Raw genomic sequence first — 16,375 nt, 5'->3', positions numbered from 1 at the left:
GCGTAACGCTTCGGCATGGAGGCACTATGGGGCTCAAAGGGCATGCGGCCATTGTTGGCACCGCACAATACAAACCGGAAAAATACGCGACCGCGCCCAAGATGTTTCACCTTGAGCAAGTCGCCGACCTGGCGGCCCAGGCCTTGCGCGATGCCGGGCTCAAGGCTTCGGACCTCGATGGGCTGGTAATCAACGGCCCGCATTTTCATGAAGCCTCGGTGTTCGTGCCGGCGAATGACGCCGAGTACCTGGGCCTGCGCCTGAACTTCGCCGAAGTGGTCGACCTGGGCGGCTGCACGTCGGTGGGCATGGTCTGGCGCGCCGCCGCGGCCATCGAACTGGGGCTGTGCCAGGCCGTGCTGTGCGTCATTCCGGCACGCATGGCGCCCTTGGGCCCCGACGAGGATGCCGGCTGGATGGCCCGGTCCATGCGTTTCGGTGGACACAGCACGGCATTTGGCGCGCCCGAAGCCGAGTTCGACCTGCCTTACGGGCACATGGGCCAGAACACCGGCTACGCGATGATCGCCCAGCGTTATGCCGCACAGTACGACTACGACCAGCGGGCGATGGCCAAGATCGCCGTCGACCAGCGCACCAACGCCCTGGCCAATCCGCAGGCGATGTTCTACGGCCAGCCGTTGACCATCGAACAGGTCCTGGCCAGCAAAATGGTCGCCGACCCGTTGCACATCCTGGAAATCGTCATGCCGGTGGCCGGTGGCGCCGCGATGATCATTACCAACAAGGAAGTGGCGGCACGGTCCCGCAAGCGTCCGGCCTTCATTACCGGGTTTGGCGAACACCTGGCGTTCAAGTCGCCGTCCTATGCCGAAGACATGCTGAACACGCCGATTGGTCCGGCTTCCCAGCGCGCCTTTGCCATGGCCGGGCTCAAGCCCAAGGACGTCGATGCGGCGCAGATCTACGACTGCTACACCATCACCACCTTGCTGACCCTGGAAGATGCCGGTTTCTGTGGCAAGGGCGAGGGCATGGCGTTCGTGCGCGAACACGACCTGACCTGGCGTGGCGATTTTCCGATGAACACCCATGGCGGGCAGCTCAGTTTCGGCCAGTCGGCCTCGGCCGGTGGCATGAGCCAGGTGATCGAGGCGGTGACGCAGATCGCCGGCACTGCCGGTGAGCGCCAACTGGGGCGCTGTGACAGCGTCTACGTCTCCGGCACCGGCGGCGTGATGAGCGAGCAGGGCGCATTGATACTTCAGGGAGCATAAGCACATGTCCAACAACAAACCGATGCCGGTGCGACGCAGATCTCCGCACCGTTCTGGGAGGGCCTGAAGGCTCGCCGCCTGTTGATCCAGCAATGCAACGCCTGCGCGCATTGGAACTTCTACCCGCGCCGGCATTGCACGGCCTGCCTGGAGCATGACCTGGCCTGGCGCGAAGTCGACGGCACCGCGACGCTGTACAGCTACACCGTGACGCGCATTGCCACCTTGCCCGACTTCATGGATGAAATGCCGCAGAAACTGGCGGTGGTCGAGTTGGCCCAAGGCGTGCGCATCAATACCAACCTGGTGGGCCTCGATGAAGCCGAAATCCGCATCGGCATGCCATTGCGGCCGGTGTTCGCCGAAGTCGACGCCAAGGGTAACCGCCTGCTGCGTTTTACCGGGGTGGACAAGGATGCGGCGAGCCTTGAATCGCTGCCCGCGCTGGACAGCGAACCGGCGCCTGTTGCGTCACAGCAACCGCCCACCCGGCAGATCGACCTCAACGACGGGCCGGCCTTGCAGGCCCTGGTCAGCGAGCAGTTCAGCGACTGGAGCAATGTGGTGCTGGTCGATCAGGCATTGATCGACGCCTTTGCCCAGTTGTCGGGCGATGATTACTGGATTCATACCGATCCGGAGCGGGCGCGCCTGCAAAGCCCGTTCGGCGGCACCATCGCCATGGCGCGCAGGTCCAGGTGCTGCAGTCGCGGATGAAACTGGCGCTGGGCTTCGAGGTCAGCGGCTACACCACCCAGATCAACTACGGCTCCGATCGCTTGCGCTTCCCGGCGCCAGTGCCGGCCGGTTCGCGGATCCATTCGCGGGCCCGGGTGAAAAAAGTCGAGGTGTCGGCCCGTGGCACCCAGATGACCCTGGAACTCAATATCCATGTCGTGGGCCAGGACCGGCCGTCGGTGATCAACGAACTGGTGATCCTCTACATCGCCTGATCGCCCCACCCCTGTTCGCGGGCAAGCCTCGCTCCTACAGGCGAAGAACGATGACGCGGTGTACCTGACACACCGCGGCGTCTGGTTCGCCTGTAGGAGCCAGGCTTGCCGGCGAAGAACGATAACGCGGTGTGTCAGATAAACCGCAGTGCCTGGTTCGCGGGCAAGCCTCGCTCCTACAAATCTCCGCTTCGCACACACATCCCCGCCCCACGCCATTTGCGCCATTGCATAAGCCATTTGGACGATGTGTCACCCCACGCCTTGCGTCGACTATCCCCTCAGAGGCAAGCCATCTCGATTGCCTCGCATGCCCTGGCGCCTGACAAGAACAAGAGGATCGGCCCTATGACTTGCCCCATGCACACGTGCCTTAGACAGGAGCATTACTCATGCGCTCTGTGATCGGCTACGCGGTTTGCCTGGTGGTCGCCTTGACCATCGGCTACACCTTCTCCCCAAAATCCCCACCGCAAGCGGAACTGTTGACCACACGCCCCGACCGGGTGCAGATCAACGGCCTGCTCAATCTGGGCTCGCGCGTGGTCGCCGTGGGCGAGCGCGGCAGCATTCTGCTCAGTGACGATCAGGGCGTCAGCTGGCAACCAGCCAGCGTCGCCACGCAGCGCAATGCCACCCTGACTGCCGTCGTGGCACTGGACGCCAAGCGTTTGCTCGCCGTCGGGCATGACAGCTGGATCCTGCGTTCGATGAACGCCGGCAGCAGTTGGCAGGAAATACGCTACGACGCCGATCTGGGCGAACCGCTGCTCGGCATCTGGACCGGCGGTGGCGACAACGTCATGGCGTTCGGCAGCTTCGGCAAGTTCTATCAATCCGTCGATGCCGGGCAGACCTGGACGCCGCAGTCCCTGGACATCGACAGCGCGCACCTCAACAGCATGGCCGGTGGCGACGATGGCCGGCGCATGCTGGTGGGGGAGCAGGGCCTGATATTGCGCACGGCCGACGCCGGCCAGCACTGGCAGACCTTGCCGGCGTTCTACAGCGGCTCGCTGTCGGCATCGTGCGCCTGAGCGCGGATAACTGGGTGACCTACGGGATGCGCGGGCATGTGTTCGTCAGCCACGACTTCGGCGACAGCTGGACACAGGTCAACGTGGGTAACCAACTGCCGTTGTACGGCCATGTGCTGCTGCCCGATCACTCGGGGCTGGTGATCGTCGCGCTGGCAGCTCGGTGGTGCGCCTGGATGCACAAGGCGCGCTGGTGGGTGTCGAGCGCCTGGCAGGGCTCGGTACGTTGACCTCGGCGACGATGGTCGGCTCGCGGCTGCTGGTGGGTGGCGAGCGCGGAGTATTGCAGGGTTCAGGTGGCAGCGTTGCTGCCCTAGTGGCCAAACAGGCCACCCGGTAAATGAGAGGCAGGCAATGAATCAAGGTAAACACTGGGTGACGCGTTGCGTTGAAACGAGCGCCGACCATCTGATGGCCTGGCGCAAGGGGCTGCTGTTGCTGTTCGTACTGGTGACGCTGGGCCTGGGCTACAGCGCCACCCACACGCAGCTGGATCCGGGGTTCAACAAACAGATCCCGGTGACGCATCCCTACATGGTCAACTTTCTCAAATTCAGCCGCTACTTCACCGGCGCCAACCGCCTCCTGGTCAGCGTGCGCTGGAAAGGCGAGGGCGACATCTATAACGCCCAGTACCTGGAGACCCTGCGCAAAGTCACCGACGATGTGTTTTTCATTTCCGGGGTCAGTCGCCCCAGCGTGACGTCGCTGTTTACCGCCAATGTGCGCTACATCGAAATTACCGAGGAAGGTTTTTTTGGCGACGTGGTGGTGCCTCCGCGCTTTAGCGGTACCCTCGAGGACCTGGCGCAGGTACGCAGCAACACGGCGGCCTCCGGACAGGTAGGCCGGCTGGTGGCCAATGACTTGAAGTCGGCCATGGTCCGCGCCGACTTGCAGGACACCGACCCCAAGACCGGCCAGCCGGTGTCCTATGTCGACATCGCCAAGCGCCTGGAAGAAATCCGCGCCAAGTACAACAGTCCCGATATCGAGATCAACATTGTCGGCTTCGCCAAACTGGTGGGCGATGTGGTCGAAGGGCTGAACACGGTAATCGGCTTTTTTGTCGTGGCCTTCGTGATCACCGGGTTGCTGCTGTGGCTGTATTCCCGTTCTCTGCGCTTGACCGTGGTGGCGTTGGTGGTGGCGTTGCTGCCGGTGGTCTGGCTGCTGGGCCTGTTGCCGTTGCTGGGGCTGGGCATTGATCCGATGTCGATCCTGGTGCCGTTCCTGATCTTCTCCATCGGCGTGTCCCATGCGGTGCAGATGACCAACGCCTGGAAGCAGGATGTGCTGGCCGGCAGCACTTCCAGGGACGCGGCGCGTTCGGCGTTCTGCAAGATTTTCATTCCCGGTTCCCTGGCCTTGTTGATGAACGCCCTGGGATTTGCGGTGATCATGCTGATCGACATTCCCATCGTCCACGAACTGGGGGTGACGGCCTGCATCGGCGTGATGCTGATGATCATCACCAACAAACTGATGCTGCCCATCATCATTTCCTACCTGCGCCTGGAGCCGGCGCTATTGCGCCGGGCGCAATCGCGTCCTGCGGGCAGGCACCGCCTGTGGTGGCGCCTGTCGGCGCTGGCCGAACCGGGCCCGGCCCTCGGGGTGTTCGCCATCAGTCTGTTGCTGCTGGCGGGCGGGGCCTACAAGGCTCGCGACCTGGCGGTGGGCGATATCGGTGCGGGCGCGCCGGAGCTGCGGGCCGATTCTCGCTATAACCTGGACAACGGCAAGATCATCAGCAGCTATTCCATCGGCCTCGATGTGATGTCGGTGTTCGTCCAGGTCAAGGGCGTCGAAGAAGGCTGCCTGTCGCCCACCGTGATGCGTGCGGTGGAAGCCTTCGATTTCCGCATGCGCACGGTCTCGGGCGTGCAGTCGATCCAGAGCGTGGCGGACATGGGCAAGCGGGTGATCGCCGGCAATAACGAAGGCAATCCGCGCTGGGCGGCGATTCCAGGATCGCCCCGTGGCCTGAGCCAGGGCGCGCGGGCCTATGTGCCCGATGACGGGCTGGTCACCGACGGCTGCCAGCAGATGCAGATCCTGGTGTTCCTTGCCGACCACGAAGGCAGCACGGTCAGTCATACCATCAGTGAAGCCAAGCGGATCATTGCCGAGATCAGCTCGCCGCAAGTCGAATTCCTGCTGGCCGGTGGCAACGTCGGGGTAATGGCGGCTTCCAACGAGGCGGTCAAGCGCGCCGAAATCATCATGCTCGGGGCGCTGTTCGGTTCAGTCGCGCTGTTTTGCTGGATGACCTTCCTGTCGATCCGCGCGGTGCTGTGCATTCTGGTGCCGCTGGCAATTGTCGCGATCCTGTGCAACGCCTTGATGACCATGCTCGGGATCGGCCTGAAGGTCGCCACCTTGCCGGTGATGGCGTTGGGGGTGGGCGTGGGCGTCGACTACGGCATTTATCTGTACGAGCGCATCCAGCATGAAATGCTGCGCGGAGCCAACCTGCGCGAGGCGTTCTACGAGGCCATGTGCCAACGCGGCACGGCGGCGGTATTCACGGCCGTGACCATGTCCATTGGCGTCTGCACCTGGGCCTTCGCGCCGCTGAAGTTCCAGGCGGACATGGGTGTGTTGCTGTCGTTCATGTTCCTGGTCAACGTGCTGGGGGCGATTTTCCTCTTGCCGGCACTGGCGGCCTGGTTCAATCGCGGGCGACCGTTGGTCAGCGAACGGGCACGCCAGCACCCGGCACCAAAAGGCACGTATCAGCTGAAAAAAAGCCCGGCTGCGCGTGATTCTCAATAGCGAAAAAATAAACCTGCCGGAGCTATTGTGGAGTAGGCAGGCGACAGGGAAACTGACGCGCGGGGCCCCTGTTTTCGGGGCCCCCGCAGGCCACTAGCCAAAATATAAAAATAACAAGGGAAGGGCACCGTCCTTACCCGAGCGAGGAAAGACTATGCAAGATGGTGTCCTGACCCCGGAAGTCCTGGCGAGCCTTGGCCTGGATCTCACGCGCTACAACGAGTTGGTGGGCGAGATCTACGACGGCGCCCTCGATCCGAAACTGATGGCCAACGCCCTCAGAAGCTTTCGCAAACTCTACGAGGCCAACTACGTCACGCTGATCCTGCGGGTGCCGGACCAACCCGATACGGGCGTGATGATCCTCGTGGGCGATCTGGAAGGTGCCGGTGACGTCTGCTATATGACTTACCCGCAGACCAATACGCCGTTCGCCAACCAGCCACTGGACAAGGTGTTCACCGTCGATGACATCATGAGCTCCACGGAATGGGAACACAGCGCCTACTTCAAGGCGTTCTGCGGTCCCAACGATGTGTATCACGTGATGTGTGCGGACATCTCCACCCCGGACGGCGGCAAACTGCGCTTTCGCGCCACCCGCCCGAAACACGCCCCCAACTTCTGCGCCAACGAGCGGGCGCTGTGCGCCAGTTTCCTGCCACACCTGCGTCGCGCCTCGCAATTGCATAACCTGCTGGACCGCAGCGAATCGCTGAGCGGATTGTACTCCCAGGCCATCAGCCGGTTATCGGTGGCGACCCTGGTGCTCGACGAGAGCGGCAGCGTCTTGCAGATCAACCCGGTGGCCGAGGAAATTCTTGCCCGTTCCGATGGCCTGAAACTGGTGGGCGGGCGCCTGGAGGCGACCTATCCAAGTGACAACCGTGAACTGCAACGCCTGATTCGCGCTGCGTTCTGCCCGGATGCCCCGAAAAGTGCCGAGGCCATGTCGGTGACGCGGCCTTCAGGTCTGGTCAACCTCGGTGTGGTGGTCGAATCCATTCCGTCCCTGGACTGGGCCGAGGAGAAGGGCCAGCCGACGGCGTTGGTGTACATCCGCGATGCGTCGAGCAAATCCCTGGCCAGCGAAGTGGTGACCAAGCAGCTGTTCAACCTCACCAAGGCCGAAACCGCCCTGGCGATGGAACTGGCCAACGGCCTGTCCCTGGAAGAAGCGGCCGAGGCCCTCAATATCCGGCGTAACACCGCGCGGGCGCACTTGCGTTCGATCTTCTCCAAGACCGGGGTGCGACGCCAGACCGAGCTGGTGCGCATCATGCTCAACAGCGTGGTGGCCTTGGGTAAACCCAAGCTGGTGTTGAAAATGGGTGAGAAAATCAAGATCCCGCCGCTGAAACTGGCCGTGCCTCTCTATCGCCAGGCCTGAACCCGTTTTGCTGTAGGAGCGAGCTTGCTCGCGATGGACTGAAGAGCGCCGCGTTTAACCAGCAAACACGCGTCATCGTTAACGACCATCGCGAGCAAGCTCGCTCCTACTTAGTCCGCACAGACGATGCCGTCGCGTGATAGCCCTGTCGATACTGGGGGACCTATCACGGAGAACAACTATGCCTATTACAGCCATTACCGGGAGTGCCTCGGGAATTGGGGCCGCCGTATCCGCCGCCATGCGCGCCGCCGGGCACCAGGTCATCGGTATCGATCGCAGCAACGCCGAAGTGATCGCGGACCTGTCCACCCCACAGGGTCGTGACGCGGCCATCGCGCAAGTGCTTGAACTCAGCGGCGGGGTGCTCGACGGGCTGATCTGCTGCGCCGGGGTCGGTGTCACGGCACCGACCTGCAGCCTGATCCTGGCGGTCAACTACTTCGGCGTCAGCCAGTTGCTCGACGGCCTGCAAGGGGCGTTGGCCCGGAGCCAGCAACCGGCTGCGCTGGTGATCGGCTCCGTGGCGGCGACGCATTCGGGGCCCGCCGGCCAGCCGATGATTGACGCGATGCTCGCAGGCGATGAGGCCCAGGCGATGGCATTGGCCAACACCCTCGGCCAACCTCACGTCGCCTATGCCGCCTCCAAGTACGCCATCAGTCACCATGCCCGTAACCTCGCTGTGAGCTGGGGCAAGCAGGGCATGCGCTTGAACGTGGTGGCGCCGGGCGCGGTAGAAACCCCGTTGCACCAGGCTTCGCTGGAAGATGCACGGTTTGGCCAGGCGACCCGTGATTTCGTCGCGCCCCTGGGCCGCTCAGGGCGCCCGGACGAGCTCGCCGCAGTGGTGGCCTTCCTGCAATCGCCACAAGCGTCGTTTGTCCATGGCAGCGTGGTGTTCGTCGATGGCGGTATGGACGCCATGGTCCGCGCCTCGCGCTTCTAACCGCGGTACTGAAGAGGCGTGGGGGATTCCACGTTGCAGTGCAACTCTGCAACATGGAATCCCCCGCAAGGGTAGTGCTTGATCCCTGATAGCGGGCCTGTGCTGGCTTACGCCTGCCGCCGCTGGCGGGCGAGAGTCATGGCGGTGTCTTCGATCATGTCTTCCTGGCCGCCGACCATGCCGCGACGGCCCATTTCCACGAGGATTTCCCGGGCCGACACGCCATATTTTTTTCTCGGCGCGCTTGGCGAACAACAGGAACGAGCCATAGACCCCGGCGTAGCCCATGGTCAAGGCATCGCGGTCGCTGCGGATCGGGAAGTCCATGATCGGCACCACCAGGTCCTCGGCCACGTCCTGGATGCCGAACACGCTGACGCCCGTCTCGATGCCCATGCGGTCGCACACCGCGACCAGTACTTCCATCGGCGTGTTGCCGGCACCCGCGCCGAGGCCCGCGCAGGCGCGTCGATACGGTTGGCCCCGGCGGCAATCGCGGCGATGGAGTTGGACACGCCCATCGACAGATTGTGGTGGCCATGAAAGCCGATTTCGGTTTCAGGCTTCAGGGCCGCGCGCATCGCCGCCACGCGGGCGCTCACGTCGTGCGGCAGCAGGTAACCCGCCGAGTCGGTCAGGTAGATGCAGTTGGCGCCGTAGCTTTCCATCAGCAAGCCTTGCTTGACCAGGCCTTCGGGGCTGTTCATGTGGGCCATCATCAGGAAACCGACGGTATCCATGCCCAGACCGCGGGCGTGGGAGATGTGCTGTTCGCTGACATCGGCCTCGGTGCAATGGGTGGCCACGCGAATGGTGCTGACCCCCAGTTCATGGGCCATCGTCAGGTGGTCGACGGTGCCGATGCCGGGCAGCAGCAGGGCCGAGACCTTGGCCTTTTTCATCAGCGGGATCACCGCCGACAGGTACTCCTCGTCGGTGTGGGCCGGGAAGCCATAGTTCACCGAGCTGCCGCCCAGGCCATCGCCGTGAGTGACTTCGATCAGCGGCACGCCGGCCGCGTCGAGGCCGCAGGCGATGTCTTTCATCTGCTGCAGGCTGATCTGGTGGCGTTTGGGGTGCATGCCATCGCGCAGGCACATGTCGTGAACGGTAATGCTTTTGCCGCGAAGATCCATGGTCGGCTCCTTATGCGTGGGCGGTTTGGGCGGTGGCGGTCAGCACGAGTTCGCCTTTGAGGATTTCCTCTGCGAACATCTCGGCGGTGCGTGCCGCGGCGGCGGTCATGATGTCGAGGTTGCCGGCGTACTTGGGCAGGTAGTCGCCCAGGCCTTCGACTTCCATGAAGATCGACACCCGATTGCCGTCGAACACCGGGCCGTTGACCAGCCTGTAGCCGGGCACGTAGCGTTGCACTTGCTTGATCATGGCCTCGATGGCGGCGGTGATCGCCGGCTGGTCGGGTTCGGTGGCGGTCAGGCAATGCACGGTGTCGCGCATCATCAGCGGTGGCTCGGCAGGGTTGATGATGATGATCGCCTTGCCTTTCTTCGCGCCGCCGACCTTTTCCACTGCGCTGGCGGTGGTGCGCGTGAACTCGTCGATGTTCTTCCGGGTGCCGGGGCCGACCGATTTGGAGGCGGCGGTGGCAATGATTTCGGCGTATTCCACCGGTTGCACACTGGACACCGCCGCCACCAGCGGAATGGTGGCCTGGCCACCGCAGGTGACCATGTTGACGTTCATCACGCCCAGTCCCAGTTGGGCCTTGAGGTTGACGGGCGGCACGCAATACGGGCCGATGGCCGCCGGGGTCAGGTCAATCATCAACACGCCCAGGGCATTGAGCTTGCGCGAGTTCTGCGCGTGCACGTAGGCCGAGGTGGCGTCGAAGGCGATCTGGATCTGGTCTTCGAGGACATGGGGCAGCAGGCCGTCGACGCCATCGGCGGTGGTTTTCAGGCCCAGCTCGCGAGCCCGTGCAAGCCCTTCGGAGGTGGCGTCGATGCCCACCATCCACACCGGTTCGAGTACCTCGCTGCGCATCAGTTTGTACAGCAGGTCGGTGCCGATGTTGCCCGGCCCGATCAGCGCGCATTTGATCTTTTTGCTCATGGTCTTTGGCTCCAGGAGGGAAAGGGGGTTATCAAGGGGTGATCAAGGGACGAAGCGCAGACTGGCTTCACCGAGACCGGTCATTGACAGGCTGATACGGTCACCGGCCACCACCGGGACCAGCGGCGCCAGGGCACCGGACAGAATGATTTCGCCCCGGCGGAACGGAATGCCCAGCTCGCCCAGGGTATTGGCCAGCCAGGCCACGGCCGCACAAGGGTGGCCTTGCACCGCCGAGCCCAGGCCCGAGCCTGCCGGCTGGCCGTTTTTCAGCAGTTGCATGTGCTCTGCGGCGAGGTCCAGCGAGCGCGGGTCGATGCGCTGAGTACCGAGGGCGAATACGCCACAGGATGCGTTATCGGCCACGGTGTCCTGGATGCGGATCTGCCAGTCGTCGATCCGCGAATCGACGATCTCGAAGCATGGCGCCACCGATTGGGTGGCGGCCAGCACGTCCTCGGCGCTGATGCCCGGGCCTTGCAAGTCTTCGCCGAGGATAAAGGCGATTTCGCCTTCGGCCCGGGGCTGGATCAAGTTGTAGCGGGCCAGGCTGACATCGCTGCCATCCTCGACCTGCATGGCATTGGTGAGGAAGCCGAAGTCCGGTTGGTGAACATCGAGCATTTCCTGAACGGCACGGCTGGTGACCCCGATTTTTTTGCCGATCACCCGCTCGCCAAGCTCTTCGCGGCGTAGCAGGAATTGCAGGGAAATCCGGTACGCCTGCTCCAGCGTGATGTGCGGGTAGCGTCGGGTCAGGGGCGCCAGTGTCTGGCGGCTGCGCAGGGCGTTGAACAGTTCGTCACCGAGCGCGTTGATCAAATGGGCGTCCATGGGAGGGCTCCAGATGGCAGGGAAGAAAAAAAGCCCGCCCCGACATCAACAGGGACGGACCCAAAGGAGTGGTTCAGCCGGGCCAGACCGACGAGTCGGCGCCGCCATCGACATCAATGATCTTGCCGGTCACCCAGGCCGAAGCGGGGCTGGCCAGGTACAGCGCGGCGGCGGCGATGTCTTGCGGGGTGCCCAGGCATTTGAGCGGGGTGTTGGCTTCCATGACTTCGCGCATGGCGGCGGGCATCACGCCATTCAGCGCTTCGGTCAGGGTGGGGCCGGGGGCGACGGCGTTGACCCGGATCTGCGGCGCGAAGTCCTGGGCCAGCAAGCGGGTCAGATGGCTGAGGGCGGCCTTGGCCGTGCCGTAGGCGCTGAAATGGCGCTGGGCATAGCGCGCCGCCACCGAACTGATATTAATGATGTTGCCGCCACCGGCTTCGCGCATCAGCGGCACGCACAGCTGGCAGAAGGCGTAGCTGGTGGCGACGTTGAAGTTCAGCACCTCGGCGAACTGCTCAGGGGTCATGGCCAGCGGATCGTTGGGCCCGCCGCCGCCGACGTTGTTCACCAGATGGGTGATACGGCCCATTTGCTCAACGCTGTGGCGCACCAGTGCTTGGCGTTGCTCGGCATCGTTGACGTCGCAGGCGAACGCCAGGGCGCGTCGGCCTAGACCGCGAATTTCTTCGGCCACGGCCTCTACTTCATCCAGCGAACGTGCCGAGCACACGACATCGGCGCCGGCTTCGGCATACGCCAGGGCAATCGCCCGACCAATGCCGCGGCCGCTACCGGTGACGATGGCGACGCTGCCGTGCATCTGGAAACGCTGCAAAATACTCATGGGCCCTTGCTCCGTGGGGTCGATTGTTGATGGATTTAATATCGCCGCAACGGCCGCCGCCAGCATCGTCTCAACGGACTAGCGCCGCGGGGGGCCGCGTTCTTCGCCTGTAGGAGCCAGGCTTGCCGGCGAACCAGACGCTGCGGTGTATCTATCAAACCGCGTTATCGTTCTTCGCCGGCAAGCCTGGCTCCTACGGGAACCGGGCACCCCCCTAGTCCGCTTTGACGATGAATGATTGCTCGCTCGATCCGATGATCCATCACAACTCGCGCAGTGGCGCAGTGAGATCGGGAGAATTGAGTGATGCACAGCATGCGAGAAAAGACCCAGGACGAACGTGATCTGCTGGAACGTGCACGCAGCCTGGTGCCGGCACTCAAGGCGCGCACGGCGCAGGCCGACAAGGATCAGAAGGTACCGGTGGAGACCATCGCCGAGTTGCAATCCGCCGGCTTGCTGCGGGCCCTGCAGCCACGGGCGTTCGGTGGCTATGAAGTGGACCCGCGGACCTTTTTCGAAATCCAGACCATCCTCGCCGAGGGCTGCATGTCCACGGCCTGGATCTATGGCGTGATGGGGGTTCACCCCTGGCAGCTGGCACGTTATCCAATCGAAGCGCAGCGTGAAGTCTGGGCGGATGACCACAGCACGTTGATCTGCTCGACTTATATGCCGGCGGCCAAGGTCACGGTAGTGGAAGGCGGCTACCGGATCAGCGGGCGCTGGGGTTTCTCCAGCGGCAGCGAGCACTGCCAATGGGTGCTGTTGGGCGGCATCCTGCCACCCGATGGCGAACTGGCCGCCGAGCACGGCACCTTCCTGCTGCCACAACGCGACTATCTGATCGAGCACAATTGGGACGTGCTGGGCCTGCGCGGCACCGGCAGTCATGACATCGTGGTCGAGGATGTGTTCGTCCCGGCCCATCGCGTGCAACGCACCAATAACTGGACCCTTGAAGCGACGCCCGGGCGCCTGGTCAACACCAACCCGATCTACGCGATCCCCTTCGCCCAGGTGTTCTCGCGCGCTGTCTCGACCTCGGCCATCGGTGCCCTGCAAGGCGCGATCAACGAGTTCCGCGACAACGCCGCCAAACACATCGGCAAGCACGGCGCCCGTACCGCTGACGATCCGGTGGCGCAAACCGCTGTTGCCGAGGCGATGATCACCGTCGACAGCCTGCGCCTGGTGCTGGAGCGCAACTACGAGCACCTGATGAGCCTGGCCGTGCCGTGAATACCCGGACACCGAGACCCGCCTGTTGTATCGCTACCAGTCGGCCTATGTGACCAACATCTGCGCCGAGCGGGCCAACGATCTGCTGCGCAGCATGGCCGCCTCGGGTTTGTACAACACCAACCCGGTGGCGCGGCTGTTCCGCGACCTGCATCAGGCACGTGGGCACATCGCCAACAACTACATGGCCTACGGACGCAGCTACGGCGCGGTGATGCTGGGCCTGCCCAACCCGGACCCGTACGTCTGAGGCCATGGTGCCCGTTTCGATACCCCTGGGTTTACACCTGCCCGTGATACACGGGCAGGTGGTCATGAGTACCTGAGCTATGAACAATTATCTTGCCCTGCGCGTGGCGCGAGTGATCGAGGAAACCGCTGATGCGCGTTCCCTGGTGTTCGACGTGCCGGAGCATTTGAGCGAACACTTTCGTTATCAACCCGGCCAGTTCCTGACCTTGCGGGTGCCCTTCGAGGACGGCTGGTTGCCGCGCTGTTATTCGTTGTCGAGCACGCCGTTGCTCGGCGAACCCCTGCGAGTGACGGTCAAGCGCGTGCGTGACGGCCGGGCCTCGAACTGGCTCTGCGGCGAGTTGCAGGCCGGTCAAACCCTGGAGGTGCTGCCGCCCGCCGGGGTGTTTGTGCCGCGCAGTCTGGACGATGACCTGCTGCTGTTCGGCGGGGGCAGCGGCGTAACGCCGGTGCTTTCAATCCTGCGCTCGGCGCTGTTGGCCGGCCACGGCAGGATTCTGTTGATCTACGCCAACCGCGATGAAGCCTCGGTGATTTTTCGCGACGAACTCAAGGCCCTGGCCAGCGCGCACCCGCAACGTCTGCAGATTGTCCACTGGCTCGATTCGGTGCAGGGCATTCCGACCGTCGAGCAATTGGCGGAGCTGGCGCGTCCGTTCACAGACGCCCAGGCCTTTATCTGTGGCCCGGGACCGTTCATGGATGCAGCGGTCAGTGCGCTGAAAAGCCTGGGCCTGCCTGGCGGGCGGGTCCATGTCGAACGCTTTGTCTCGTTGCCCGGCGAAGGCGAACTGCCCCTGGTGGTCAGCAGTGAAGCGGCGATGGCGGCGCAGCAAGTCGGTGCGCCTGGATGGCGAGGACCACAGCCTGGCTTGCGACAGCGGCGAAACCGTGCTGGCCGCGATGGAGCGTGCCGGCCTCAAGCCCCCCAGCGCCTGCCGGGTGGGAGGCTGCGCCTCGTGCATGTGCACGCTGGACAGTGGCGAGATCGAGCTGCTGCACAACGATGCGCTGGACAGCGATGAGCTGGCCGAAGGCTGGATCCTGGCCTGCCAGGCCGTGCCGACCAGCGCCCACTTGCGTATCCGATTTCCCGAATGATGCAGATCACCGAGCCTACGATGAACCAGAGCCTGAAGTTTTCCCTGCCGCTGAGCGAAGTGCCCACCAACATTGCCCGGTTGGTGTTCCAGAGTGCCGAACGTTTTGCCGGTCGCACGGCCATCGAAGACAACGGGCAGTGCACCGATTACGCCGAGCTGCCGGAACGGGTCATGGGCTTTGCCCGGGGCTTGATGGCGCTGGGCATTCAGGCCGGCGACCGGGTCGGTGTGTGGGCGCCAAACAGCGGTGACTGGATCCTCGCGGCATTGGGCATTCAATGCGCCGGCGCGGTGCTGGTGCCGATCAATACGCGCATGAAGGGCCTGGAGGCCGCCGATGTGCTGGAACGCAGCGGCTGCCGGCTGTTGTTTGTCCAGCAGCGTTTTCTCGACGTCGACTACCCGGCGCTGCTCGCGCCCCATCGGCCGGTCGGCCTCGAACACCTGGTGATCATCGAGGGCGATACTCCTGAGCGGTCTTCGGACCTGACCCTTGAACAGTTCCTGGGCGGTGCCGCGAGCGTCGACGCCGAGGGTGCCAAACGCCGTGCATTGGCGGTGGACCCCGAGGCCATGTGCGACCTGTTGTTCACCTCCGGCACCACCGGCAAACCCAAGGGCGTGATGAGCGGCCATGGGCAAAACCTGCGGGCCTTCAGCGAATACGTCAAGGTCATCGGCCTGGTGCCGGGCGACCGCTACCTGATCGTCAATCCGTTCTTCCACGCCTTTGGCTACAAAGCCGGTTGGCTGACGTGCCTGATCGGCGGGGCGACCATCCTGCCCCACGCGGTGTTCGACGCAGAACAAGTCTTCCAGCGCATTGCCCGGGAGCGTATCAGCGTCTTGCCTGGCGCGCCGACCCTGTACCTGTCGCTGCTGGCTCACCCGCGACTCAAGCAGACCGACCTGTCGAGCCTGCGCATTGCGGTCACCGGTTCGGCCAGCATTCCACCGAGCCTGATCGAGCGCATGCGCAACGAGTTGGGATTTGCCGTGGTCACTACCGCCTACGGCCTGACCGAGTGCGGCGGGCTGGCGACGATCTGCGATCCCCGGGACTCGGCGCAGGTGATCGCCGGCACCAGCGGACGGCCGATTGCCGGGACCGAAGTGAGCATTCGCGACCCGGACAACCAGGCACTGGACGCCGGGCTTACCGGTGAGATCTGCCTGCGTGGCTTCCACATCATGCAGGGCTATTTCCAGAACCCCGAAGCGACCCGCGAAGCGATCGACGCCGAAGGCTGGCTGCACACCGGCGATGTCGGGCGCCTGGACGAGGCGGGCAACCTGATCATCACCGACCGCCTGAAGGACATGTTCATCGTTGGCGGTTTCAACTGCTACCCGGCGGAAATCGAAGCGGCGCTGATCAGGCATCCGGCAATTGCCCAGGTGGCGGTGATCGGCATCGCCGATGAACGCATGGGCGAGGTCGGATGTGCCTGCGTGGTGCTGCGCGAAGGTGAAGCACTTGACCAGGCGCAACTGATCGCCTGGAGCCGTGAGCAGATGGCCAATTACAAGGTGCCGCGCCAGGTGCGCTTCTTCAGCGCCTTGCCACTCAATCCGTCGAGCAAGGTGGCGAAAAACGAATTGCGGGCAGTGGTGGCCAGCACCGCTCAGGCATAAGGCGCCCCCGTCTCATCAAACGGACGATGTACGCGACACGGGCT

At 63.7% G+C, this 16,375-nt stretch carries 10 protein-coding genes and 4 pseudogenes; 9 read left to right on the top strand and 5 right to left on the bottom strand.

The annotated features are described in order from the left end of the window. Nucleotides 1-26 precede the first annotated feature (26 nt). From BZ163_RS20945 to BZ163_RS20915, 6 genes and pseudogenes are all read left to right on the top strand, one after another. Entirely contained in the window at nt 27-1,238 is a 1,212-nt protein-coding gene (locus BZ163_RS20945; RefSeq protein WP_128872427.1) for a thiolase family protein, read from the top strand. Nucleotides 1,239-1,242: 4 nt separating this feature from the next. After that, a pseudogene (locus tag BZ163_RS20940) lies at nt 1,243-2,191 on the top strand (OB-fold domain-containing protein). Between the two features lie 392 nt (nt 2,192-2,583). Then, nucleotides 2,584-3,568: pseudogene (locus tag BZ163_RS20930) on the top strand (WD40/YVTN/BNR-like repeat-containing protein). 14 nt (nt 3,569-3,582) lie between these two features. Next, complete coding sequence (locus tag BZ163_RS20925; RefSeq protein WP_128872425.1) at nt 3,583-6,006, top strand: RND family transporter; 2,424 nt, start codon at nt 3,583-3,585, stop codon at nt 6,004-6,006. Between the two features lie 154 nt (nt 6,007-6,160). Then, nucleotides 6,161-7,396: a helix-turn-helix transcriptional regulator gene (locus BZ163_RS20920; protein WP_128872424.1), complete on the top strand. Its 1,236-nt coding sequence runs from the start codon at nt 6,161-6,163 to the stop codon at nt 7,394-7,396. A gap of 181 nt (nt 7,397-7,577) precedes the next feature. Then, nucleotides 7,578-8,345 carry an SDR family oxidoreductase gene (locus BZ163_RS20915; RefSeq protein ID WP_128872423.1) on the top strand — a complete coding sequence of 256 codons (768 nt, stop codon included), beginning with the start codon at nt 7,578-7,580 and terminating at the stop codon, nt 8,343-8,345. Between the two features lie 107 nt (nt 8,346-8,452). Here BZ163_RS20915 and BZ163_RS35850 read toward each other — a convergent pair whose 3' ends face one another. The 5 genes from BZ163_RS35850 to BZ163_RS20895 form a co-directional block, all read right to left on the bottom strand. Further along, entirely contained in the window at nt 8,453-8,614 is a 162-nt protein-coding gene (locus BZ163_RS35850; protein ID WP_256579081.1) for a hypothetical protein, read from the bottom strand. Between the two features lie 21 nt (nt 8,615-8,635). After that, the gene (gene dmpG, locus BZ163_RS20910) at nt 8,636-9,481 is read right to left on the bottom strand and encodes a 4-hydroxy-2-oxovalerate aldolase (protein ID WP_256579080.1); all 846 of its coding nucleotides are present in this window, start codon (nt 9,479-9,481) and stop codon (nt 8,636-8,638) included. A gap of 10 nt (nt 9,482-9,491) precedes the next feature. Beyond that, nucleotides 9,492-10,418, bottom strand: coding sequence for an acetaldehyde dehydrogenase (acetylating) (locus BZ163_RS20905; RefSeq protein ID WP_128872422.1), 927 nt, complete (start codon nt 10,416-10,418; stop codon nt 9,492-9,494). A 42-nt stretch (nt 10,419-10,460) separates the two neighbouring features. Continuing rightward, nucleotides 10,461-11,252, bottom strand: coding sequence for a fumarylacetoacetate hydrolase family protein (locus tag BZ163_RS20900; RefSeq protein ID WP_128872421.1), 792 nt, complete (start codon nt 11,250-11,252; stop codon nt 10,461-10,463). A gap of 73 nt (nt 11,253-11,325) precedes the next feature. Continuing rightward, nucleotides 11,326-12,099, bottom strand: coding sequence for a glucose 1-dehydrogenase (locus BZ163_RS20895; protein ID WP_128872420.1), 774 nt, complete (start codon nt 12,097-12,099; stop codon nt 11,326-11,328). 306 nt (nt 12,100-12,405) lie between these two features. Between BZ163_RS20895 and BZ163_RS20890 the strand changes: the two are divergent. From BZ163_RS20890 to BZ163_RS20880, 3 genes and pseudogenes are all read left to right on the top strand, one after another. Continuing rightward, a pseudogene (locus BZ163_RS20890) lies at nt 12,406-13,591 on the top strand (acyl-CoA dehydrogenase family protein). A 79-nt stretch (nt 13,592-13,670) separates the two neighbouring features. After that, nucleotides 13,671-14,694: pseudogene (locus BZ163_RS20885) on the top strand (2Fe-2S iron-sulfur cluster-binding protein). A 20-nt stretch (nt 14,695-14,714) separates the two neighbouring features. After that, on the top strand, nt 14,715-16,331 hold the full coding sequence (locus tag BZ163_RS20880) for a FadD3 family acyl-CoA ligase (protein ID WP_128872419.1): 1,617 nt from the start codon (nt 14,715-14,717) through the stop codon (nt 16,329-16,331). The last annotated feature ends 44 nt before the right edge of the window (nt 16,332-16,375 follow it).

Origin of the sequence: Pseudomonas sp. VI4.1 (assembly GCF_002029345.1) — a bacterium.
Classification (GTDB): domain Bacteria; phylum Pseudomonadota; class Gammaproteobacteria; order Pseudomonadales; family Pseudomonadaceae; genus Aquipseudomonas.
This window is presented reverse-complemented; position numbering and strand designations above follow the sequence as displayed.